Origin of the sequence: Hydrogenophaga sp. IBVHS2, assembly GCF_002127215.1 — a bacterium.
GTDB lineage: Bacteria > Pseudomonadota > Gammaproteobacteria > Burkholderiales > Burkholderiaceae_C > Hydrogenophaga.
In genome coordinates this window covers 954,990-975,528 of sequence record NZ_NFUT01000001.1, presented here as the reverse complement: position 1 = coordinate 975,528, position 20,539 = coordinate 954,990, and the positions used below count along the sequence as shown (strand labels likewise).

Below are 20,539 nucleotides of genomic sequence, written 5' to 3'. Positions count from 1 at the left end.
GCGCAATTGCCTTCAGCGGTTGAGGATGAAACGCCGCACTGCAGCGTTGTGTTCGTCCAGGGTGGCGCTGAACTGGCTGGAGCCGTCGCCCCGGGCCACGAAGTACAGGGCGCTGGTGCGTTTGGGCTGGACCGCAGCCAGCAGCGAGGCCTGTCCGGGCAGGGCGATCGGTGTCGGGGGCAGTCCGGAGCGGGTGTAGGTGTTGTAGGGTCCGTCGGTTTCCAGGTGCACCCTGCGCAGGTTGCCGTCGAACCGCTCTCCCAGGCCGTAGATGATGGTCGGGTCGGTCTGCAGGCGCATGCCGATGCGCAGCCGGTTGGCAAACACGCCGGCAATCTCGGGCCGGTCGCTTGCCAGCCCGGTTTCCTTTTCGACGATGCTGGCCAGGATCAGCGCCTCCTCGGGCGTGCGCAGGGGCGTTTCCGGCGAGCGTCGGGCCCAGGCGCGGGCCAGCTGGTCGTCCATGGCGGCAGCGGCCTGCCGCAGCACGCTGGAGGCCGGCGCCTTGCGCGCCACCCGATAGGTATCCGGGAAGAAGCGGCCTTCGGGGTGCACGCCAGGCTTGCCGATCAGGCCCATGACCTGCGCATCGCTCAGGCCCTGCAGATCCGGCGTCAGGTCGGGATGGCGGCGCAGCGCATCGAACACCTGCCGGTAGGTCCAGCCCTCGATGATGGCCACGCTGAACAGGGCCTGATCGCCCGACACCAGGCGCCGCAACAGCTGGTTCGGGGTGAAGCCGGCCGGCACCTCGTACACACCGGCCTTGATGTCCTGCGCCTGCCCGGACAGGCGGAACCAGGCCTCCAGCGCCAGGGGCGGAAGCCCCACCCCGGCCCGGCTGAGCCGCTGGGCCACGCCCCGTGCAGAGGAGCCCGGCGGAACCTCCACCAGCAACGGGGCTTCGCCGCTCAGAGGCAGAGGACGGTCCAGCCACCACCAGCCGAGTCCGCCGGCGACAACCAGGGCCAGCAGCACGGCGGACACGAGACGTTTCAGGAGTCGGAACACGGGCAGGACGGCGTCAGGGTGATGGCGGGGCGGGACCTCGCCCGGGGTGGTCGGCCATGATAATCCAGGGCTTTGCGCCTTCCCCTCACCGCCACGCCATGACATTCCACGGACGCACCCCGCTCGACCACCTCGGCATCATCCGGGCCCGCGGCGACGACGCCGCCCCATTCCTGCACGGGCAGCTGACCCAGGACTTCTCGCTGCTCGGCCTGTCCGAAGCCCGCCTGGCCGCATTCTGTTCGGCCAAAGGCCGCATGCAGGCCAGCTTCGTGGGTTTCAAGCGTGCCCATGACGACATCCTGCTGGTCTGTTCGCGCGATCTGCTGCCCGCCACGCTCAAGCGCCTGTCGATGTTCGTGCTGCGCGCCAAGGTCAAGCTCACCGACGCAACGGCCGAGTTCCAGTTGTCGGGCCTGAGCGGCGACTCGGTTCCGGCCGATCTGCCGCCCGCGCCCTGGAGCCATCGGCAGCACGACGGCATCAGCACCGTGCGGCTGTACCCGGCCGAGGGAACGGGGCGTGCCCTCCAGATCGCGCCGGTCGACAAGGCGATCGCCGAGGGTCCGGCACTGGATGCCTCCCTCTGGTCGTGGCTGGACGTGCGCAGCGGCGTGGCCACCCTGAGCCAGCCGGTGTTCGAGGCCTTCGTGCCCCAGATGCTCAACTACGAGTCGGTGGGCGGCGTGAACTTCAAGAAGGGCTGCTACCCGGGCCAGGAGGTCGTGGCACGCAGCCAGTTCCGGGGCACCCTGAAGCGGCGCGGTGCGCTGGTTCACGCCAGCGCGCCCATGGCGGCAGGCCAGGAGGTGTTCCACGACAGCGACCCCTCCCAGCCATGCGGGGTCATCGCCCAGGCAGCACCGAACCCGAATGGCGGCTTCGATGCCATCGCCTCGTTGCAGACCAGCGCCATGGCGACCGGCACGCTGCAGATCGACGGCCGGGTCCTGAGCCTGCTTCCCCTGCCCTACCCCCTGCTGGAAGACATCTGAACCGGCGGCATGTGCCTGATCGCCTTTGCCATCGGCCTCCACCCGGACATGCCGCTGTGGCTGGCCTCCAACCGGGACGAGTCCTTCGATCGGCCGACGGAGCCGCTGCACCGCTGGCGCTCCGAAACCGGTGCCGAGGTGGTGGCCGGTCGCGACCTGCGTGACGGCGGCACCTGGCTGGGGCTGAGCCCCGCCGGTCGAGTGGCGTGGCTGACCAACGTGCGCCAGGCCACGCCCGAGCGCGCCGAGCGCAGCCGGGGGGAGCTGGTGTCGCGCTGGCTGGCAGGCCAGGACGACCTGGCCGGTTTCGTGCAGACGCTCCAGCCCCAGGCCTACGGCGGCTTCAACCTCGTGCTGGGTGACCTCGGCGCCGGCCGCTGGCATTGGGTCAGCAACCGCCATCCGGCCGATCCGCACGCCGCGCAGACACCGCAGCGTCACCAGCGGCCTCTGGGGCCCGGGCTGTATGGCCTGTCGAACGCCAGCCTGGACACCCCGTGGCCGAAGACCCTCAAGCTGTGCGCGGCCCTTCAAGCATCCGCCGTCCCGATGGACGCCGACGATCCGGTTCATCCGACGCTGCAAGATGCCCTGACCGACCACCATCCGGCGCCGGAGACCGATCTGCCCCGCACCGGCGTGCCGATGGCACTCGAACGGGCACTGTCCAGCCCGTTCGTCCGCATTCCGGACAGCGACTACGGCACCCGCAGCACCACCCTGTTGCGCATCCGGCGCCAGGCCGGAGGGCTGGGTGCACGGCTGGACGAATGGCAGCACCGAATGGACGAGCCCGTTCCCAGGCTCGACCCGCAGCGGCATCGCTGCGAGCTGATCGAACGCCTCAGAGCCCCTTGATCATCTCGGTGTGGGCGATGCCGGCCTCCTCGAACGGTTCGCCGCAGGGCTGAAAGCCCAGGCGCCGGTAGAAGCCCTCTGCGCTGCGCTGCGCGTGCAGCACGACCTGACGGTCCCCACGCTCGCGGGCGGCTGCCATGAGCGCGTCCAGCACCTGCTGCCCGAACCGGCCGCCCCGCAGCACCCGATGCACCGCCATGCGGCCGATCCGGCCGACGCCGGGTTCGTGCACCAGCAGGCGGCCGGTGGCCACCGGCTGACCCAGACGGTTGGTCAGCACGGCGTGCACCGCGCCGTCATCGAGCGCATCGAGCTCGATGGCCGGATCGATGCCCTGCTCCTCGATGAACACCCGTGAACGCAGCGCGGCGGCCGCGGGCCGCAGGTCGACCCACCGGCCCACCGCCAGCTGAACGACGGGCTCGCCGGCCTCGAAACCCAGCAGGATGTCGCGCAGCGCCTGCGGCACCGGGCGCGAGGTCTGGGTGGCCGGATCGGCAAACACATAGACGATCTCGCTGCTGATCAGGTGCCGATCGCCCCGGAAGATGGCCCCGCTGAAGGTGATGGACGAACTGCCGATGCGGGTGCAGCGCAACGCCACATCGATCTGGTCGTCCAGGCCAGCCGAGGCATGGAATTCGATGGTGGCCTTGACCACGTACAGATCGCCTTCCAGATGTTCCATGGCCTCGGTGTACGGCAGCGCCAGCGCCCGCCAATAGTCGGAGATGGCGGTGTCGAAATACATCAGGTAGTGGGCGTTGAAGACGATGCGCTGCATGTCCACCTCGGCCCAGCGCACCCGCAGGCGGTGAAAGAATCGGAAATCGGATCGTTGCAAGGCCATGGAATGCTCCGGTCAGGGGGTCTGAAAGGCTTGTCGCAGGGCCTGGGCCGCGTGTCGGTGGGCGTCCAGGGCCTGGGGGATGGCGCGCCCGAACTGGATGAATCCGTGGACCATGCCGTGGTAGATCTCCAGGTCCACCGCCACGCCGGCCATGCGCAGGCGGTCGGCCATTGCGATGCACTCGTCGGTGAGCGGATCGCACTCCGCCAGCCCCATCCAGACCGGTGCCACGCCCTCCAGTTCCGGGGCGTTGCCATCGGCATCCACGCCATCCAGCGGGGCGAACCGCCAGTCATCGCGGTCTGCGGGCGTGCGCAGGTAATGCCCGAAGAAGTAGTCGATGTGCGCCTTCTCCAGCAGAAAGCCCTGGGCGAATGCGCGGTGGCTGCCGGTGTCCTGATGACCGGCACAGCCCGGATAGAACAGCAGCTGAAGCGCCAGCGGCAGGCCGGCATCGCGGGCGGTGAGCGCCGTCACCAGCGACAAGGTGCCGCCGGCGCTGTCGCCGCCCACGGCCAGCCGGGTAGCGTCCAGCCCGAGTCCGGGGGCCGAGCGGTGCAGCCACTGCAGGCTGTCCCAGGCATCGTGCACGGCGGTCGGGAACTTCCATTGCGGCGCCAGCCGGTAATCCACCGACACCACGGCGCAGCCGGCCAGTGCGGCCAGCTGACGGCACAGGGCTTCGTGGGTGGCCACACTGCCCACGGTGAAGCCGCCCCCGTGCAGGTACAGCAGAACCGGCAGGCCGGGTGTCGCAGAGGGTGAAAAGAGACGGGCCCTGAGGGTTTGCCCGTCGCGGGTCGGCACGGACAGGTCCTCGACCCGGTCCAGCGGTGCCAGGGGCACATCGAGCACGCCGGCACCCGCCTCGTAGGCCGCTCGGGCCTGGTCGGGTTCCAGCGTGTGCATGGGGGGATGACCGGCCCGATCGATCCGGTCGAGCACCCCGCGCATGGCGGGTGTCAGGCGTTGACGGGCAGCAGCAAGGTGGGAATGGGCCATGGACCTGTTGTCCTATCGGGGACCGCACTCCCGGTCCGCCTCCGTATAGTTTTCACAACCCATCACCATAACCGGAGACGCAGCGTGGCCCAGATCCTGTACGTGACAAACATCCTCATCGACTTCGGCGTGCTGGCCCAGCTGCGGGCGGAGTGCGAACGCTGCGGCATCACCCGTCCTCTGGTGGTCACCGACGCCGGCATCCGGCAGGCCGGCCTGGTCGACAAGGCGCTGGCGGCCCTCGGAGACGCTGGCGCGCCGGTGTTCGACCAGACGCCCTCCAACCCGACCGAAGCCGCCGTGCGTGCGGCGGCCGACCTCTACCGCCAGCAAGGTTGCGACGGACTGATCGCCCTGGGCGGCGGCAGCGCCATCGACTGCGCCAAGGGCGTGGCCATCGCCGCGACCCATCCCGGACCGCTCAAGACGTACGCGACCATCGAAGGCGGTTCGCCCCGCATCACCACCGCCGTCCCGCCCCTGATCGCCATCCCCACCACTGCGGGCACCGGCAGCGAGGTCGCCCGGGGCGCCATCGTGATCGTCGACGACGGGCGCAAGCTGGGTTTCCACAGCTGGCACCTGGTGCCTCGTACCGCCCTCCTCGATCCGGAGCTCACCCTGGGACTTCCGCCATCGCTCACGGCCGCCACCGGCATGGACGCGATTGCGCATTGCATGGAAACCTTCATGGCCGCGGCATTCAATCCGCCCGCCGACGGCATCGCGCTGGATGGTCTGGCGCGGGGCTGGGCCCACATCGAGCGCGCCACCCGCCACGGTCAGGACCGGGATGCGCGGCTTCAGATGATGAGCGCATCCATGCAGGGCGCCATGGCGTTCCAGAAGGGGCTGGGCTGCGTGCACAGCCTCAGCCACAGCCTGGGCGGCGTGAATCCCCGCCTGCACCACGGCACCCTCAATGCGGTGTTCCTGCCGGCGGTGGTGGCGTTCAATGCGGCCGCCCCTTCGGTGCAGTCGGAGCGGCGCCTGGAGCGGATGGCCCACGCCATGGGACTGGCCTCGGGCAGCGACATCGGACCGGCGATTGCCGAGATGAACGCACGGCTCGGGCTGCCCGCCGGTCTGGCCGCGATGGGCGTGGAGGCAGCGCAGTTCGGCCGGATCATCGATGGCGCCATGGCCGACCACTGCCACAAGACCAATCCGAGGCTGGCCTCGCGGGATGATTACGAGCAGATGCTGTCGGCATCGATGTGACCGCCCCCGGGGGGTGGGCGTGACGGAACGGTGAGACCTGTCAGGACTGACAGGGAAGGGTCATAACTGGCCTTTTTGTAATGCTTTAATTTTAATTGCGATGGATTTGCGTGGCCGATCCGGCACATGCCAACACATCCGACAGGTCCGTTCCAACCGCTCATCCAGCCGGAGGTCCCATGAACGACGAATCACCCGTCCATTTTTCCCCATCCTTTTCCGCCGACTCGCGCGCCGTCTTTCATTTCGGCGAGTTCACACTGCATTGCGGCACGCGCGAGGCCACCCGCCACGGAGAGCTCATCCGGCTGGAGCGAAGGGCCTTCGACCTGCTGGCCTACCTGCTCCACCAGGAAGGTCGGGTGGTGACCAAAGGCGAACTGCTGGAGAAGGTCTGGTTCAACCACTTCGTTTGTGATTCGGTCATTGCCCAATGCATCATGAAAGTGCGCAAGGCGCTCGGTGACGACGGCCAGACCGCCCGGGTCATCAAGACCGTGCACCGGGTGGGCTACCGGGTCGGTCTTCCGGTCAAGCGCGAGGGGGCCCGCCCCGAACAGAGTGTCGAGGCCGGCACCGAAGGCACCGAGGCAGGACCACAGGTCATCTGGCTGCCCACCGAGCCGCCGGCCGACCAGGAATCCCTGTCCTGGGTCAAGACCGGTCTGCTGCCTGTCGCCGCCCATGTGTTGCGCAGCCAGGGCATTTCCGTGTTTCAGCTCGATCCGGCTGCCCCGGAGGCCGCCGAACACCCGGTGGCCAGTGGCACTGTGCGGCTGGATGCAGGGTCCACCCGCGGAGAGGCCGCCGGCATCGTCACCAGCCGGCTCCGGCTGGACAACGATGTGTACCGGTTCGACTGGCAGCTGCAACTGGCCAGCGAGGAGTTCATGGGCACGGCCCAGGGTGGATCGCCGGTGGAACTGGCCCTCCAGGCCGCCGGGGAGATCGCTCCGCTGCTGCGCTGCTGAATTTTTCAATGCGGGCCCGGCACATGACCCACATGGGTCGTGCCCCTGGCTTCCGCCAGCTCCACCTGCCGCTGACGCTCGGCCAGCTGGGCTTTCTCTTCCGGCGTGCGTCGGTCGTGGCAGTGGGGGCAGCTCACCCCCCTGACGAACAGGGACGACGCACGATCCTCGGGCGTCAGTGGCCACCGGCATGAACGACAGAGCTCGTGGGGGCCCTGCACCAGGCCATGACCCACGCTGACGCGTTCGTCGAACACGAAGCACTCGCCACGCCAGCGGCTCTGCTCCGCCGGAACCTCTTCCAGGTACTTCAGGATGCCGCCCTCAAGGTGGTAGACCTCCTCGAAGCCACGCATCTTGAGCAGGGCGGTCGATTTCTCGCAACGGATGCCCCCGGTGCAGAACATGGCCACCCGGGTCTTGCGCCCGGCCTCCCCTTGCAAGGCAGGCTGTTGCTCCAGCCAGTCGGGCAGTTCGGTGAACGTGCGGATGCCGGGATTGACCGCCTGTTCGAATGTCCCGATCGCCACCTCGTAGTCGTTGCGGGTGTCGATGAGCAGCACCTCGGGATCGCTGATCAGCGCGTTCCAGTCGGCCGGCTTCACATAGGTGCCGACCGTGCGGTTGGGGTCGAGACCGGGCACCCGCAGCGTCACGATTTCCTTCTTGATCCGCACCTTCATGCGATGGAACGGCGGTTTGTCGCTCCAGGACAGCTTGCATTGCAGGCGCGCCAGCCGGCTGTCGGCGCGCAGATGGGCCAGCACGGCGTGAACGCCCTGCCCCGGGCCGTCGTCCAGGCTGGCGATGGTGCCATTGATGCCTTCTCCGGCCAGCAGCAGCGTGCCGCGCACGCCGTGCGCTTCGCAGACCGCCAGCAGCGGGTCGCGCATCCGGGCGTGGTCGGGCAGATCGGTGAACAGGTACAGGGCGGCGGTGACGTATCGGGCCATGTCTTCGATTATCCCGTCCACGCTCACAGCGGGCGGACGACGGAGAGGTCGGGTCGGGCCAGCCAGGCCTGCCATTCGTCCACCAGCTGCTCGCTCGCGGCGGTGGCGGCGGTCCATGCGGCCACCCGGCCTGCCAGGTCGGGACCGTAGCGGGTGAAATCGGTGCGGTCGGGCAGCTTGCCGCCCGGCAGCCGCTGCACCCACTCGGGCGCCGGCGCCAGCACCAGCATGGAGTCCAGCGCTGCGGTGCTGCCATGACGGCGCTTGAGCGCCTTGTCGAGCCAGCCGGGAATCACCGATTGCTGAAAGTGCGGGTACAGGACGATGGGCGAAGTCGGCGGCAGCTGGTAGTGCAGGTGCAGGTGGTAGTCGGTGATGCCGCCATCCCAGTAGGCCCCGGAGGGGGCGCCCGGAATGCCCGCCACCGGCTCGAGAACAAAGGGAATGGAGCAGCTGGCCTGCAGGGCCTGCATGAAGTTGTCGCCGTTCAGCCCCACCGATGCGGTGGGCAGGTCATGGGTGGCAAAAGGCAGCTCGGGGGTGCCGCTGGAAAACACCACACGATCGAGCCAGCGGCCCAGGTTCCGCCGTCCTGCCAGGTTGGCCATGTAAGCCGCCGCATAGCCCACCGGGGTACGGACTGCTCCGTCGCGGGACAGCAGGCCCTTGCCCCGGGACGTGACGATGTGCAGGCGCCACCGGGGATGGGTGAGCACCTGGTCGATCCTGCCGCCATATAACAGGTCCAGGCTGGCGCGGAACGATTCGCTGACCTGCCGCGCTGGCGGGCGGCTGCGGCCCGGCGGTACCTCGTAATGCTGGTGGATGTAGTCGTGCTCCAGCCGTCGAAACGCCGGCACCGGATCGGCCAGACAGGCCGTGGCCATGCGCCAGGCGCCGATGGACGCGCCGATCAGCTCGATGCGGTGGGTGGTGGGTGCCAGCCATTGACCGAACAGGAACCGGTCCAGGCCCAGCAGGATCAGCCCTTTGGGACCACCGGCAGCGGCCGGGATGGCGCCGATGTCGGAGGGTTTCAGGCCGTTGGCCCGGATGTGCCGAAGGGCGGCCGGGCCGGCATAGAGTCGCAGCGCTTGCATGCCGCGATTGTGCCGGTTGCCCGGCACCGGCCTGGCGGCCTCAGGCGCCTTCGTCGTCGTCGGAGCCGCCCACCAGGTCGGCATGGCGCGAGATGGACGGGATCTCTTCGGCCACCACCGTGTCCGGGTCGATGCCCAGCACCAGACCCACCGGGTCGGGGTAGGTGTTGATCAGCAGTTCGCTGCGCATGGACTGCTCTTCGGCCCGGGCGCGCCACGAGCCGATGTGCACCACGCCGGCGATGGGCTCATAGACATCGTTCTCGAACGGCGCCGTCTGGTGGTGAATGGCGTCGATCATGCGTTTGGGGAAGTTCCATTCCTTGGCCAGCGCAGCGCCGACCTCCGCATAGCTGTAGCCGAACAGACCCCGTTCGGCCTTGGAGCGCTTGAGGTCAAGCAGGGGCACGCTGCGGTCGAGTTCCAGCATGGCTTCGGGCATGCCGGCGTGCATCACCAGCTCGCCGATGCCGTGGATCAGGCCGGAGGTGAAGGCCGTGTTCTCGTCGATGCGGATGGGCAGCGCGATGTAGCGGGACAGATTGGCCGTGTTGAGGCTGTAGCGCCAGAACTGGTTGAGGTTGACGCCCGCCACGGCGTGGAAGCCCTCGCCCAGCGAGGCTGCGATCACCAGGGCACGGACCTTGATCAGGCCGAGCACGCTCATGGCCTCCCGGGCATTGGTGACGTTGCGCGTCAGCCCGAAGAAGGCCGAGTTGGCGGTCTTGAGCAGCCGGGCGGTGAGCACCGGATCGTCCTCGATGAGGGCGGCGATGCGCATCGGATCGACCTCGTCCTGATCGAAGGACTCGATCAGCTTGCGCACCACCTTGGGCGCCGAGGGCAGCGCGTTGGGCTGTTTGAGAAGTTTGTCGAGGTGCATCGCGGGTCTGCCTGTTGGTGGGGATGTCCGGGCGTCTTGTGACCGATGTATCGGCGGCTTCGGCGCGGACTTGAGCACCCGGCCCAGCGGGCCCTCAGTCGATGAAGGCGGACAGCGCCTGGCTGAAGGACCACTCCTCGGGGTCCTTGCCCAGGACACTCTCCAGATCCAGTCCCAGCGTCAGGCCCACCAGGTCCGGGAACGTGCTCACCAGCCCGGCGTCGTCCATCTGGATTTCTTCGGCGCGAGCCCGCCACGAGGCCAGGTGCAGGATGCCGCCCAGGGTGTCGTAGTTGTCGCCTTCGAAGGGCTCGGCCTGGAAGCGCAGCGCACTGACGATCTCGGCCGGGAAGTGCCAGCGTTCCACCATGCCCGCGCCCACCTCGGCATAGGTGTAGCCGAAGCGGACCCGCTCGGCACCGGCCCGCTGCAGGTCCAGCGGCGGCACCACCATGTCCAGCGGACCCACTTCGTCGGGCATGGCGATGTGCATGACCAGATCCCCGATGCAGTGGATCAGGCCCGCGGTGTAGGCATTCGATTCGTTCTGGCGCAGCACCCCGGCCAGCGATTTCGAGATTTCGGCCACCCGCAGGCTGTAACGCCAGAACTGGGCCAGGTTCACGCCCGGCACATCCTTGAAGCTGGCGCCCAGGGCTGCGGCCATCACCAGCGAACGCACATGGGTCATGCCCAGCAAGGCCACCGCCTCCTGGGCATTGCCGATGCGACGGCTGGATCGGAAGAAGGCGGAGTTGGACAGCCGCAGCACCCGGGTGGTGAGCGACGGGTCCTGCCCCACCAGCTCGGCCACCCGCTTGGGGCTGGGATCTTCCTTGTTCATCTCGGTCAGCAGGTCGGTCACGGTGCGTGACATCGCCGGCAGGGCCCGGGGGTAATTCAGGAGGGCGTCGAGTTCCATGGTGCAGCCAGAAAGGGGTTCGTGGAGGGTGCGGTCGTGGTGTACGGGTAGCTGCTACGAAATGTATCGGCATCTGCCGCCCCGACTTGAGCCCTCCGGCCCGGTTTCAGCGCTTCTGCTGCCCTTGCAGCCGCGCGAAGGCGCTGGCCATGGCCGATGGCGCTCCGGCCTCCTGCCGGCCGCCCCCGCGGCCCGCCCGGGACGGCTCGAAACGGTTGTCGCGCGGCCCGCCCTCGCGCCGGCCGGTGGGCGCATCGAGCTTCATGGTCAATCCGATGCGCTGGCGAGCCACATCCACCTCCACCACCTTCACCTTGACGATGTCGCCGGTCTTGACCACCTCGCGGGCATCGTTGACGAACTTGTGGCTGAGCTGGCTGACATGCACCAGACCGTCCTGGTGGACACCCAGGTCCACGAATGCACCGAACTGGGCGACGTTGCTGACCGTGCCCTCGAGCACCATGCCTTCGCGCAGGTCCTTTATGTCTTCCACCCCCTCGTTGAACCGGGCCACCTGGAAGTCCGGCCGCGGGTCGCGACCGGGCTTCTCCAGCTCGACCAGGATGTCGCGCACGGTCAGCAGACCCACACCGTCCTGCACGAACTGCTCGGGCTTGAGCGAACGCAGCGCCTCGGGTCGGCCCATGATCTGCTCCACCGGCTGTCCGGCGCGGGTGACGATGGCCTGCACGACCGGATAGGACTCCGGGTGCACGCCGGTCATGTCCAGCGGGTTGTCGCCGCCCCGGATGCGCAGGAAACCGGCACTCTGCTCGAAGGTCTTGGCGCCCAGGCCCGCCACGTCCATGAGTTGCTGTCGGTTGCGGAACGCGCCGTGGGCATCGCGCCACCGCACCACCGCCTTGGCCACCGCCCCGGACAGGCCGGACACCCGCGAGAGCAGCGGCACGCTGGCGGTGTTGAGGTCCACGCCGACGCCGTTGACGCAGTCCTCCACCACCGCATCCAGGGTGCGGGCCAGCTCGCTCTGATTCACATCGTGCTGGTACTGGCCCACGCCGATGCTCTTGGGGTCGATCTTCACCAGCTCGGCCAGTGGGTCCTGCAGACGGCGGGCGATGCTGGCCGCGCCCCGCAGGCTTACGTCCACGTCGGGCATTTCCTGGCTGGCGAACTCGCTGGCGGAATAGACCGAGGCCCCCGCTTCGCTCACCACCACCTTCTGGATGCCGGGATGGCGCTTGATCAGGTCGGCGGCGAGCTTGTCGGTCTCGCGGCTGGCGGTGCCGTTGCCGATGGCGATCAGCTGCACGCCGTGCTTCTGGCAGAGCTGGCCCAGCACGTGCAGCGAGCCGTCCCAGTCGCGCCGGGGTTCATGGGGGTACACGGTGGCGGTGTCCACCAGCTTGCCGGTGGCATCGACCACCGCCACCTTCACGCCGGTGCGGATGCCGGGGTCCAGGCCCATGACCACCTTCGGGCCCGCGGGCGCGGCCAGCAGCAGGTCGCGCAGGTTGTCGGCAAACACCTTGATGGCCACCGCCTCGGCGTTTTCGCGCAGTCGGGTGAACAGGTCCCGCTCGCTGGAGAGGCTGAGCTTGACGCGCCAGGTCCAGGCCACGCACTTGCGCAGCAGGTCGTCGGCCGCCCTGCCCTGGTGGCGCCAGCCCAGGTGCAGCGCGATGCGGCCTTCGGCCAGGCTGGGCACGCCCGGCTCGACCGCGCCCGGCAACACCAGCTTCGCATCGAGCAGCTCCAGCTGCCGGCCCCGGAACACCGCCAGCGCGCGGTGCGAGGGCACCTTGCCGATGGGTTCGCTGTAGTCGAAGTAGTCCCGGAACTTGGCCACGTCGGGCTGGTTCTCGTCCTTCCCGGCCACCAGCTTGCTGGTGAACAGCCCTTCCTGCCACAGCCACTCGCGCAGGTTCTGCACCAGGGCGGCGTCCTCGGCCCAGCGCTCGCTGAGGATGTCGCGCACGCCATCGAGCACGGCGGCGGTGGTGGTGAAGTCGGAGCCGTCCTCGCCCTTCTCGGGCCTGACGTGAGCGGCCGCAGCGGTGGCCGGATCGAGCGTGGGGTCTGCCCAGAGCGCATCGGCCAGCGGTTCGATGCCGGCCTCGCGGGCGATCATGCCCTTGGTGCGGCGGCGCGGCTTGTAGGGCAGGTACAGGTCTTCCAGCTCCTGCTTGGTGGCCGCAGCGTCGATGGCCGCCTGCAGCTCGGGGGTGAGCTTGCCCTGCTCGTTGATGCTGCGCAGGATGGCCTCGCGCCGTTCGGTGAGCTCGCGCAGGTAGCCCAGGCGGTATTCCAGTTCGCGCAGCTGCACGTCATCGAGTCCGCCGGTGGCTTCCTTGCGGTAGCGGGCGATGAAGGGCACGGTTGCGCCACCATCCAGCAGGTCGACAGCGGCCTGCACCTGGTGAACCTGTACCCGGATTTCCTGCGCGATCTGCGCGACGATGTGATGCATGCTCGGTGTTCCGGTCGCGCGGGCTGCAGCCCGCAAAAAACCGCGCAGTTTGCCATAGGGCCGCTGGCCGCCCGGCCCGATCCGGCACCGGGCGACCCGGGTCGCGGGGCGTCACACCGAGGCGTATCCCAGGCGCTCGGGCTGGGCCGGCTCGTGGGGCCGGTCCGGGCCCGGAATGCGCAGCTCCACCGTGGTGCCCAGCGTCGGCTGGCTCCGGATCTCCAGCCGCAGACCGGCTTCCTGGGCCCTGCGCCGCATGCCGGTCAGGCCCCGGCCCACCCGCCCTCGCTCGTCGGACGCCAGGGGCAGACCCCGCCCGTCATCCCGCACCACCAGCTCCACCTCGTGCACATCGGGCAGGTAACGGCAGATCACCGTCATGCAGCCGGCATCGGAATGGCGCAGCACGTTGGCCACCGCTTCCTGGGCGATCCGCAGGCTGTGGGTGACGCGCAGCGACGGCAAGCGCCGGATGGCCTCATGGTCCTGCAGTTGCCAGGCCAGTTCCACGCCCAGCCGGGTCAGGCTGGGCTGGATGCGGTAGCGCAGCATGGCGAGTCCGTCAAGCAGGCTGGGGGTCTCCTGCTGCAGGCTGTCCACCGTGATCTTCAGGTCGAGCAGGCACTGCTCCAGCGCGATGGCCAGCGCCTTCTGGTCGGGCTGGCGCAGGTCGAGCGAGGACAGGATGGCCACCAGCTGCGACCCGACGCCATCGTGCACGTCCTGGGCGATGCGCTGGCGCTGCAGTTCACGCTGACCGTCGCGGTGCACGGCCATGTCGGACCGCACCTGTGCGGACACCAGCGACCACAGGCCGACCAGTGCCGCGGGGTAGATGAACATGCCGGCGATGGCCACCCGCGAGGTGGGGTGGTGCCAGACATCGGCCAGCAGCCCGTACACCAGCAGCACCACCGACAGCAGCAGGATGCCCATGGTGCGCTGCTCGCGCCGGCGGGCCCAGTGCTGGGCCAGCACGGCCAGCACCCCGCCCACCACGATCCAGTTGGTGGCCTCCCAGAAATCGAACCAGTACGGCAACCCGCTGATGGTCCAGATGAGCAGGATGCCGCCCCCGCCCACCAGCTGGTAGGTCCAGACCAGCCAGGGCAGATGGCCCTGGACCCGGGCGCCGGTCAGGGCCAGGCCGCAGGCGGCCGACACACAGAGCTGGAATCCCATGTGCTCGACGAACTCGTCCACCGGCCCCGGCGGCGTCGGCGCAAAGCGGGGTTGCCACACCAGGAAAACCATCCAGGCCAGCAAGCCCAGCGCCATGACGAGGTCGAGCCCGCGCTGCTCGCGCTGACGGCCCGCGACCGCCAGCACCGACACGGTCAGGAAAATGGCCACCAGTCCGGCCAGGGGTCCGAACTGGTGAGCGACCGGGTCCATGGGTTGTTCAGGGCAAGGTGCGGGGCGGCCGGGACGGCCGGGGCATTCAGATGATGCGCTGGTGAGCGGCCATCGACACCGCCTGCGCCCGCGACTTCACCTGCAGCTTGCGGTAGATGTTGCGGATGTGCGTGTTGACCGTCTGCACGCTCAAGGTGAGCTGCTGGGCGATCTCGGGGCTGGTGTGGCCCAGGGCCACCAGGCGGAGCACTTCGCATTCGCGCTCGGACAGGGTGTGGCCGGACGGGCCGCCCGCCGCACTCGACGGTGCCGGAGCGCGGGCCGCCATGCCGGCGCCGGAGGCCGGGGTCTCGAACTTCTGCAGCAGGCGACGCGCCAGGTTGGGCGTGATGGACGCCCCGCCGTTGCACACCTGAAGCACCGCCTGCGCAAAGCTGCCGAACCAGGAGTTCTTCACCAGGTAGCCCGTGGCGCCCAGCTCGAACGCCCGGATGGCGCGTTGTTCGTCGTCCATGATGGACACCACGATCGCCTCGGCATGGTTGCGCACCCGCTTCATGTGCTCGATCAGCTCGAACCCGGAGCCGTCGCCCAGGTTGAGGTCGACGATCATCACGTCGAATTCGGTGCTGGAGATCAGCCGCTTGCCGCTGCGGGCACAGTCGGCCTGACCGACCAGATCGATGCGCATGTCCGACACCAGCTCGCCGGCGATGACGCAGCGGATGTGGGGGTCGTCGTCGATCAGGATCACACGCACCAGCCGGCCCGGCTCGGTGGTGAGGAAGTCCGGCCACATCGACGCATGCGAGTGGCGGGTTTCGGGTGGCTGGCTCGACCGGGTGGTCAGTCCGAACAGGTTGTCGATGGTGTCGCGGACAGGCGTGGCGCTCTTCACAGGATGTCTCCCCGAACAAGCCGCCACGGGGATGCGCGACGGCTGCTGGACGCCCAGAAAGTTCCTTAAATGAACCTGATCTGAACGGGTACCCGTGAAGGTATCTCGAAGTGTCTGAAAATGCCAGCGTCTGTAACGAGATATGTCAGAACCAGAACACAGAAGTCATCAATCAGCGGAAAACCGCACGGATTTTTCCGGGTTTTTCCTTGAAAAGTATTACTTGGCGGCGTCGAACTCCCGCGCCACCACCTGCAGGTCGGCTTCCTGCAGCACACCGGCCAGGCTGCGCAGCCGCAGACCGGCCAGCAGCTGCTGGTTGCGGGCCTCGATCAGGTCGCGTTCGGCCTGGGCCAGACGCTCCTGGGCATCGAGCACATCGATGTTGGTCCGCTCGCCGCCGACCACGCTCTTGCGGGTGGCCTCGATCAGCACCGAGCTGCTCTCCACCGCCGACTGCAGCGCGGCAATGCGGCTGGTGCTGTTGCGCTGCAGGGCGTACTGCCGGTGCAGTTCGACCATCAGCTCGCCGGTGCGGGCCTCGAGGTCGGCCTCGGCCTTGGTGAGTTGCGCTGCGGCCTGGCGGGCCTGGGCCGAGATCGCGCCCCCGGCATAGATGGGCACCGTCAGTTCCAGGCCCACGCTGCGGTTGCGGGTGGTCTGCTGGAAGGTGGCGGTGGTGTCGGATTGCGTGCGCCCGGTGGACATCACCAGATCCAGCTTGGGGTGATGACCGCCTTCGGCCCGCCGCAGTTCCTGCCGGGCCACCTCCACCGCCTGGCGCAGGCTCTCGATCTCGCCGTTGGTATCGGTCACACGGGAACGCCAGGCGTCCAGCGGCTCCATCTCGGCGGCGGCGGCCCGACCAGCCACCTTGAGCCGGCCCACGCGCTGCACCGGCATGCCGATGACCGCCTGCAGGGCGTTGCGGGCATTCTGGTCGGCGTCCTGGGCCTCGATCAGCCGGGCCTGCACCAGCGCCCGCTTGGCACCGGTCTCCAGCACGTCGGTGCGGGTGCCTTCACCCCGGGTGAACCGCTGTTCGTTGGCCCGCAGCTGCTCGTCCAGTGCCTTGAGCTGGGCCTGCACCAGCTCCACCTGCTCCTGGGCCACGACCGCCTTGGCATAGGCATCGAACACGCGCACGATCAGTTCCTGATCGCGGGCCCGGAAGGCCGCATCGCTGGCGGCCGTGCGGGCCTGTCCCTGGGCGCTCGACGCCCAGGCTTCCCGGTTGTACAGCGGCTGGCGCAGCTGCAGGCTGGTGCTGCTGCTGCTGTACTGGCCCCGGTCCTGGGTGGGGCCGCCGGCGGTGGTCACCTTGGCGTTGTTGCGGTTGGAGGTGCTCACGGCATTGACGCTGGGCAGCAGCCGGGCCCGGCCGATCTCCTCGAATTCCCGCCCGGCATCGCGTTCGGCCACAGCGCCCTTGTAGGCAGGGTCGTTCTTGCGGGCGGCCTCGTAGGCCTTCATCAGGTCCAGGGCCGGCTCCGCTGCCCTCGCCGCCCCGCTCATGAACAGGGCCAGCGCCAGGGTCAGCCCCACCGCCAATGCCGGCACCACCATGCCCTGTGCCTTCTCGTTCCAACGGCCCTTGCCCATGCGGCCTCCCTCGTTGTTGTGTGAATCCCGGTTTGCAGACGCGACGCGGATGGCGATCATTCTTCGGTCAGCGCCATCTTGAAGTTGTCCTTGATCGGACGGAGCAGGTAGTTGGCCAGGGTGCGCTCGCCCGTCTTGACGAACAGCTCCACCGGCATGCCGGGACGCACCGGCAGCCTGGCCAGCTCGGCACGGCCCTCGGCCGTCACCTCGCCGCGCATGCGGTAGTAGGGCATGCCGGTCTTCTCGTCCACCAGCTTGTCGGCCGACACCTGGGTCACCACGCCGGGAATGCGCGGGGTGGTGTTCTGGTTGAAGGCCGAGAAGATCAGCTCCACCGGCAGACCGGGTTGCACCGAATCCACCAGGTGCACCGGCAGCCGGCCTTCCACGATCAGCGGCTCGTTGGCCGGCACCACGTCCATCATGCGGAAGCCGGGGGCGACCACGCCGCCTTCGGTGAAGATGCTCACCTCGGCCACCGTGCCGTCCACCGGCGCCTTGACCACGGCGTTGGCCAGCTCGTAGTCCAGGCCGGCCAGCTGGTTGCGCAGGGCCTCGGCTTCTTTCTGCACTTCGGCCAGCTGGGTGCGGACTTCCATCTGGAACTCCTGCGCGCGTTGCAGGCGGCGCAGCTTGAGCTCGCTCATCTGGCGCTGGCCGCGGGCGATGTTGCCCAGGTCTTCCGACATCGACGACGCCAGCTGCGCGTAGGTGCGCTCCAGGTCCAGCAGGCGGTTGCGCGGGATGAAGCCGTCGCGGGCGAGCTCACGCATGCCGTCGAGCTGCTCCTTCATGAACTTGAGCTGTTCCTGCTTGCCCAGGCGCGCTTCGGTCAGGCCCTTGTTGTAGGCCTCGATGCCGGCCACCTGCTCGTCCAGCGCGGCCAGTTCGGCCTGCAGCGAGGAGCGGCGCGAGGCGAACAGCTGCTGCTGCACGGCCATGGTCGCTGCCACGCGGGGGTCGACCCGGGCGGCTTCCACATCGGCCGGGAAGCTGATGGCGGCCTTGCCGTCGCGCTCGGCCAGCAGACGGGCCTCGGTGCTGCGGGCGGTGTGGTACTGCACCCGGATGACCGCTGCATTGGCGCCGGCCTGCACCGCGTTCATGCGGACCAGCGGCTGACCCGCCTTCACCTCGTCGCCTTCGCGCACCAGGATGGCCTCGACCGTGCCGCCGGTCTGGTGCTGCACCGCCTTCTTGTTGCCGGCCACGGTGACCGAGCCGGTGACCGGAACGCCCTTGTCCAGCGGCGCCATCACGGCCCAGACCATGAAGCTGCCGAGCCCGGCCAGCACGATCCACCAGCCCAGCCGGGTGTGCTTGACCGAATCGGTCTTCAGGGGCATGTAATCGGACACGTCCAGATCGACGTTGTAGGCGGATTTGGGATGGGTGGTCATGGCGGACTCCGGAGGACGGAAGGGTCGGGGCGGGTAACGGGGGGTCAGGCCACCGAGGATTCGGCAGCGGATTCGGATGGGGACTCGGCGGTCGGAGCGGCCGGCTCGGCAGCCGCCGCCTTGCGGGCACGCGGCTTGCGCACCGGCGCCGGCGCAGAACCGTCGGCGGGCATGACCGCCTTGGGCTTGCGGGCCCGCGGGGCCTTGGGCTTGGCGGCTTCGGACGAAGCTTCGACGGCGGCGGCAGCAGCGGCGGGAGCGGCGGGGACGCTGGCCGCGGCCGGCGCAGCGCCTTGGGGCTTGCCCGCTGCGGCGGCCTGTGCGCCGAGCTGGGGCTGGGCCGCCTTGGCCAGTTCGGCCAGTACGGCGCGGGTCGGGCCGAAAGCCTGCACTGTGCCCTGGCGCAGCAGCAGCAGGCGGGTGGTGACCTGCAGGATGCTGGTGCGGTGGGACACCACCACGATGGTGCGGCCGCGCTGGCGCAGCTGCTGGATGGCACCCAGCAAGGCCTGTTCGCCGCTGTCGTCCAGGTTGGAGTTGGGCTCGTCCAGCACGATGAGCGACGGGTCGTCGTACAGCGCGCGGGCCAGGCCGATGCGCTGCTTCTGGCCGCCCGACAGCCCGGCACCACCGTCACCCAGCACCGTGTCGTAGCCCTGCGGGAAATGCAGGATCATGTCGTGCACGCCGGCCAGCTTGGCGGCTGCGATCACCTTCTCGGCGTCGACCATGCCGAAGCGCGCGATGTTCTCGCTCACCGTGCCGCCGAACAGTTCGATGTCCTGCGGCAGGTAGCCCAGGTGCGGGCCCAGTTCGTCCTTGTTCCACTGGTATACGTCGGAACCGTCCAGCCGCACCTTGCCGGCGGTGGCGGGCCACACGCCCACCAGCAGCCGCGCCAGGGTGGACTTGCCCGAGCCGCTGGGTCCGATCACGCCCAGCACCTCGCCGGCGGGCAGTTGCAGGTTCACGTTGCGCAGGGCCGGTACCGGCGAGCCGGGAGGCATGGCGGTCACCGCTTCCAGCGACAGGTGACCCTGCGGCCGGGGCAGCGCCATGCCGCGCACGCGGGGCGGGTTGTTGCTCAGCAGCTCGGCCAGGCGGCGGTAGGCGCTCTGGGTGGCCGACCAGCCCTTCCAGATGTTGATCAGCTGGTCCACCGGGGCCAGCGCGCGGCCCATGAGGATGGAGCCCACGATCATCATGCCGGGGGTGATGCGGTTCTCCAGGGCCAGCAGCGCACCCAGACCCAGGATCAGCGACTGCAGCGTGATGCGCGCGAACTTGCTGAGCGCCGAGACCATGCCCGACTTCTCGCTGGCCTCGCCCTGCAGCTTCAGGAAGCGGCGGTGCATGCGGTGCCAGCGGGTCATGAGGTTGGGCAGCATGCCCATGGCCTCGATGACCTCGGCGTTGCGCAGGTTGTTGGTGGCCAGGTTGCCGGAGGCCACCGACAGCGAGTTGGCCTCGCCCAGGGGCTTGCGCGACACCACCTCGTTGGCCCAGGCCAGCGCGATCAGCACTGCCGTGCCGGCCACGGCGAACGCGCCCAGGATCCAGTCGAACATGAAGATCACGGCCAGGTACACCGGGAACCAGGGGGCATCGAAAAAGGCGAACAGCCCGTTGCCGGTGACGAACTGGCGCACCGTGGTCAGGTCGTTGAGCGCCTGGCCGGCGTTGCCCCCGGCCCGCTTGAGGTTCTGCTCGAACGAGGCGGTGTAGACCCGCTGGTTGAGCTTGAGGTCGAGCTGCGCACCCACCCGGATCATCAGGAAGCTGCGGATCAGCTCCAGCCCGTGCATGAGCACGAAGGCACCGACCACCATCAGCGTGAGCATCAGCAGCGTGGTCTGGTTGCCGCTGGCCAGCACCCGGTCATAGACCTGGAGCATGTACAGCGACGGCACCAGCATCATCAGGTTGATGATGGCGCTGAAGATGCCCACGTTGCGGAAGGCCTGGCGAAACTCGCGCAGGGTCTGGCCGATCTCGTCGTTGGGCAGGCGGAAGCCGGACCAACGGCCTTCGCTCGGCCGGCTGCCGGGGGTCGGGGTGGATGCCATGGCGTCGGACCTCG

The 20,539-nt window shown here is 68.8% G+C and carries 17 protein-coding genes; 4 read left to right on the top strand and 13 right to left on the bottom strand.

Going from position 1 to position 20,539, the window contains the following annotated elements:
- Positions 1 to 12 precede the first annotated feature (12 nt).
- Positions 13 to 987, bottom strand: coding sequence for an endolytic transglycosylase MltG (mltG, locus tag CAP38_RS04680; protein WP_256924263.1), 975 nt, complete (start codon positions 985 to 987; stop codon positions 13 to 15).
- A 122-nt stretch (positions 988 to 1,109) separates the two neighbouring features.
- Here mltG and CAP38_RS04675 point away from each other — a divergent pair, with 122 nt between their 5' ends.
- Positions 1,110 to 2,006 carry a folate-binding protein YgfZ gene (locus tag CAP38_RS04675; protein ID WP_086119672.1) on the top strand — a complete coding sequence of 299 codons (897 nt, stop codon included), beginning with the start codon at positions 1,110 to 1,112 and terminating at the stop codon, positions 2,004 to 2,006.
- 9 nt (positions 2,007 to 2,015) lie between these two features.
- On the top strand, positions 2,016 to 2,864 hold the full coding sequence (locus tag CAP38_RS04670) for an NRDE family protein (protein ID WP_086119671.1): 849 nt from the start codon (positions 2,016 to 2,018) through the stop codon (positions 2,862 to 2,864).
- Here CAP38_RS04670 and CAP38_RS04665 read toward each other — a convergent pair.
- Together CAP38_RS04665 and CAP38_RS04660 are read right to left on the bottom strand one after the other, a co-directional pair.
- Positions 2,851 to 3,714, bottom strand: coding sequence for a YbgC/FadM family acyl-CoA thioesterase (locus CAP38_RS04665; RefSeq protein ID WP_086119670.1), 864 nt, complete (start codon positions 3,712 to 3,714; stop codon positions 2,851 to 2,853). The genes CAP38_RS04670 and CAP38_RS04665 overlap by 14 nt on opposite strands.
- Before the next feature lie 12 nt (positions 3,715 to 3,726).
- Entirely contained in the window at positions 3,727 to 4,716 is a 990-nt protein-coding gene (locus CAP38_RS04660) for an alpha/beta hydrolase (RefSeq protein ID WP_256924262.1), read from the bottom strand.
- A gap of 84 nt (positions 4,717 to 4,800) precedes the next feature.
- Here CAP38_RS04660 and CAP38_RS04655 point away from each other — a divergent pair, with 84 nt between their 5' ends.
- Positions 4,801 to 5,937, top strand: a complete 1,137-nt coding sequence (locus tag CAP38_RS04655) for an iron-containing alcohol dehydrogenase (protein ID WP_086119668.1) — start codon at positions 4,801 to 4,803, stop codon at positions 5,935 to 5,937.
- Between the two features lie 179 nt (positions 5,938 to 6,116).
- On the top strand, positions 6,117 to 6,908 hold the full coding sequence (locus CAP38_RS04650; protein ID WP_086119667.1) for a winged helix-turn-helix domain-containing protein: 792 nt from the start codon (positions 6,117 to 6,119) through the stop codon (positions 6,906 to 6,908).
- A 5-nt stretch (positions 6,909 to 6,913) separates the two neighbouring features.
- On the opposite strand, the gene CAP38_RS04645 is transcribed toward CAP38_RS04650, so the two are convergent.
- The 10 genes from CAP38_RS04645 to CAP38_RS04600 all read right to left on the bottom strand — a co-directional run bounded on the left by CAP38_RS04645 (position 6,914) and on the right by CAP38_RS04600 (position 20,525).
- A complete protein-coding gene (locus CAP38_RS04645; protein ID WP_086119666.1) occupies positions 6,914 to 7,861 on the bottom strand; it encodes a rhodanese-related sulfurtransferase in 948 nt (315 codons plus the stop codon).
- A 23-nt stretch (positions 7,862 to 7,884) separates the two neighbouring features.
- A complete protein-coding gene (locus CAP38_RS04640) occupies positions 7,885 to 8,961 on the bottom strand; it encodes a patatin-like phospholipase family protein (RefSeq protein WP_086119665.1) in 1,077 nt (358 codons plus the stop codon).
- Positions 8,962 to 9,001: 40 nt separating this feature from the next.
- Entirely contained in the window at positions 9,002 to 9,844 is an 843-nt protein-coding gene (locus CAP38_RS04635; protein ID WP_086119664.1) for an HDOD domain-containing protein, read from the bottom strand.
- Between the two features lie 94 nt (positions 9,845 to 9,938).
- Positions 9,939 to 10,766, bottom strand: a complete 828-nt coding sequence (locus CAP38_RS04630) for an HDOD domain-containing protein (RefSeq protein ID WP_086119663.1) — start codon at positions 10,764 to 10,766, stop codon at positions 9,939 to 9,941.
- Between the two features lie 106 nt (positions 10,767 to 10,872).
- Complete coding sequence (locus CAP38_RS04625; protein ID WP_086119662.1) at positions 10,873 to 13,200, bottom strand: Tex family protein; 2,328 nt, start codon at positions 13,198 to 13,200, stop codon at positions 10,873 to 10,875.
- A 111-nt stretch (positions 13,201 to 13,311) separates the two neighbouring features.
- Positions 13,312 to 14,595 (bottom strand): sensor histidine kinase, encoded by a 1,284-nt coding sequence (locus CAP38_RS04620; RefSeq protein WP_086119661.1) that lies wholly within the window; start codon positions 14,593 to 14,595, stop codon positions 13,312 to 13,314.
- Between the two features lie 46 nt (positions 14,596 to 14,641).
- Entirely contained in the window at positions 14,642 to 15,454 is an 813-nt protein-coding gene (locus CAP38_RS04615; RefSeq protein ID WP_306297694.1) for a LuxR C-terminal-related transcriptional regulator, read from the bottom strand.
- Positions 15,455 to 15,673: 219 nt separating this feature from the next.
- Complete coding sequence (locus CAP38_RS04610; protein WP_179188445.1) at positions 15,674 to 17,056, bottom strand: TolC family outer membrane protein; 1,383 nt, start codon at positions 17,054 to 17,056, stop codon at positions 15,674 to 15,676.
- A 56-nt stretch (positions 17,057 to 17,112) separates the two neighbouring features.
- Positions 17,113 to 18,459: an HlyD family type I secretion periplasmic adaptor subunit gene (locus CAP38_RS04605; protein ID WP_086119659.1), complete on the bottom strand. Its 1,347-nt coding sequence runs from the start codon at positions 18,457 to 18,459 to the stop codon at positions 17,113 to 17,115.
- Between the two features lie 44 nt (positions 18,460 to 18,503).
- The gene (locus CAP38_RS04600) at positions 18,504 to 20,525 is read right to left on the bottom strand and encodes a type I secretion system permease/ATPase (protein ID WP_086119658.1); all 2,022 of its coding nucleotides are present in this window, start codon (positions 20,523 to 20,525) and stop codon (positions 18,504 to 18,506) included.
- Positions 20,526 to 20,539 lie beyond the last annotated feature (14 nt).

Excerpts from the sequence above, each read along its gene's own strand:
- CAP38_RS04675 (WP_086119672.1), top strand. The coding sequence starts at position 1,110 with ATGACATTCCACGGACGCACCCCGCTCGACCACCTCGGCATCATCCGG.
- CAP38_RS04670 (WP_086119671.1), top strand. The coding sequence starts at position 2,016 with ATGTGCCTGATCGCCTTTGCCATCGGCCTCCACCCGGACATGCCGCTG.
- CAP38_RS04665 (WP_086119670.1), bottom strand. The coding sequence starts at position 3,714 with ATGGCCTTGCAACGATCCGATTTCCGATTCTTTCACCGCCTGCGGGTG.
- CAP38_RS04660 (WP_256924262.1), bottom strand. The coding sequence starts at position 4,716 with ATGGCCCATTCCCACCTTGCTGCTGCCCGTCAACGCCTGACACCCGCC.
- CAP38_RS04650 (WP_086119667.1), top strand. The coding sequence starts at position 6,117 with ATGAACGACGAATCACCCGTCCATTTTTCCCCATCCTTTTCCGCCGAC.
- CAP38_RS04645 (WP_086119666.1), bottom strand. The coding sequence starts at position 7,861 with ATGGCCCGATACGTCACCGCCGCCCTGTACCTGTTCACCGATCTGCCC.
- CAP38_RS04640 (WP_086119665.1), bottom strand. The coding sequence starts at position 8,961 with ATGCAAGCGCTGCGACTCTATGCCGGCCCGGCCGCCCTTCGGCACATC.
- CAP38_RS04635 (WP_086119664.1), bottom strand. The coding sequence starts at position 9,844 with ATGCACCTCGACAAACTTCTCAAACAGCCCAACGCGCTGCCCTCGGCG.
- CAP38_RS04630 (WP_086119663.1), bottom strand. The coding sequence starts at position 10,766 with ATGGAACTCGACGCCCTCCTGAATTACCCCCGGGCCCTGCCGGCGATG.
- CAP38_RS04625 (WP_086119662.1), bottom strand. The coding sequence starts at position 13,200 with ATGCATCACATCGTCGCGCAGATCGCGCAGGAAATCCGGGTACAGGTT.
- CAP38_RS04620 (WP_086119661.1), bottom strand. The coding sequence starts at position 14,595 with ATGGACCCGGTCGCTCACCAGTTCGGACCCCTGGCCGGACTGGTGGCC.
- CAP38_RS04610 (WP_179188445.1), bottom strand. The coding sequence starts at position 17,056 with ATGGGCAAGGGCCGTTGGAACGAGAAGGCACAGGGCATGGTGGTGCCG.
- CAP38_RS04605 (WP_086119659.1), bottom strand. The coding sequence starts at position 18,459 with ATGACCACCCATCCCAAATCCGCCTACAACGTCGATCTGGACGTGTCC.
- CAP38_RS04600 (WP_086119658.1), bottom strand. The coding sequence starts at position 20,525 with ATGGCATCCACCCCGACCCCCGGCAGCCGGCCGAGCGAAGGCCGTTGG.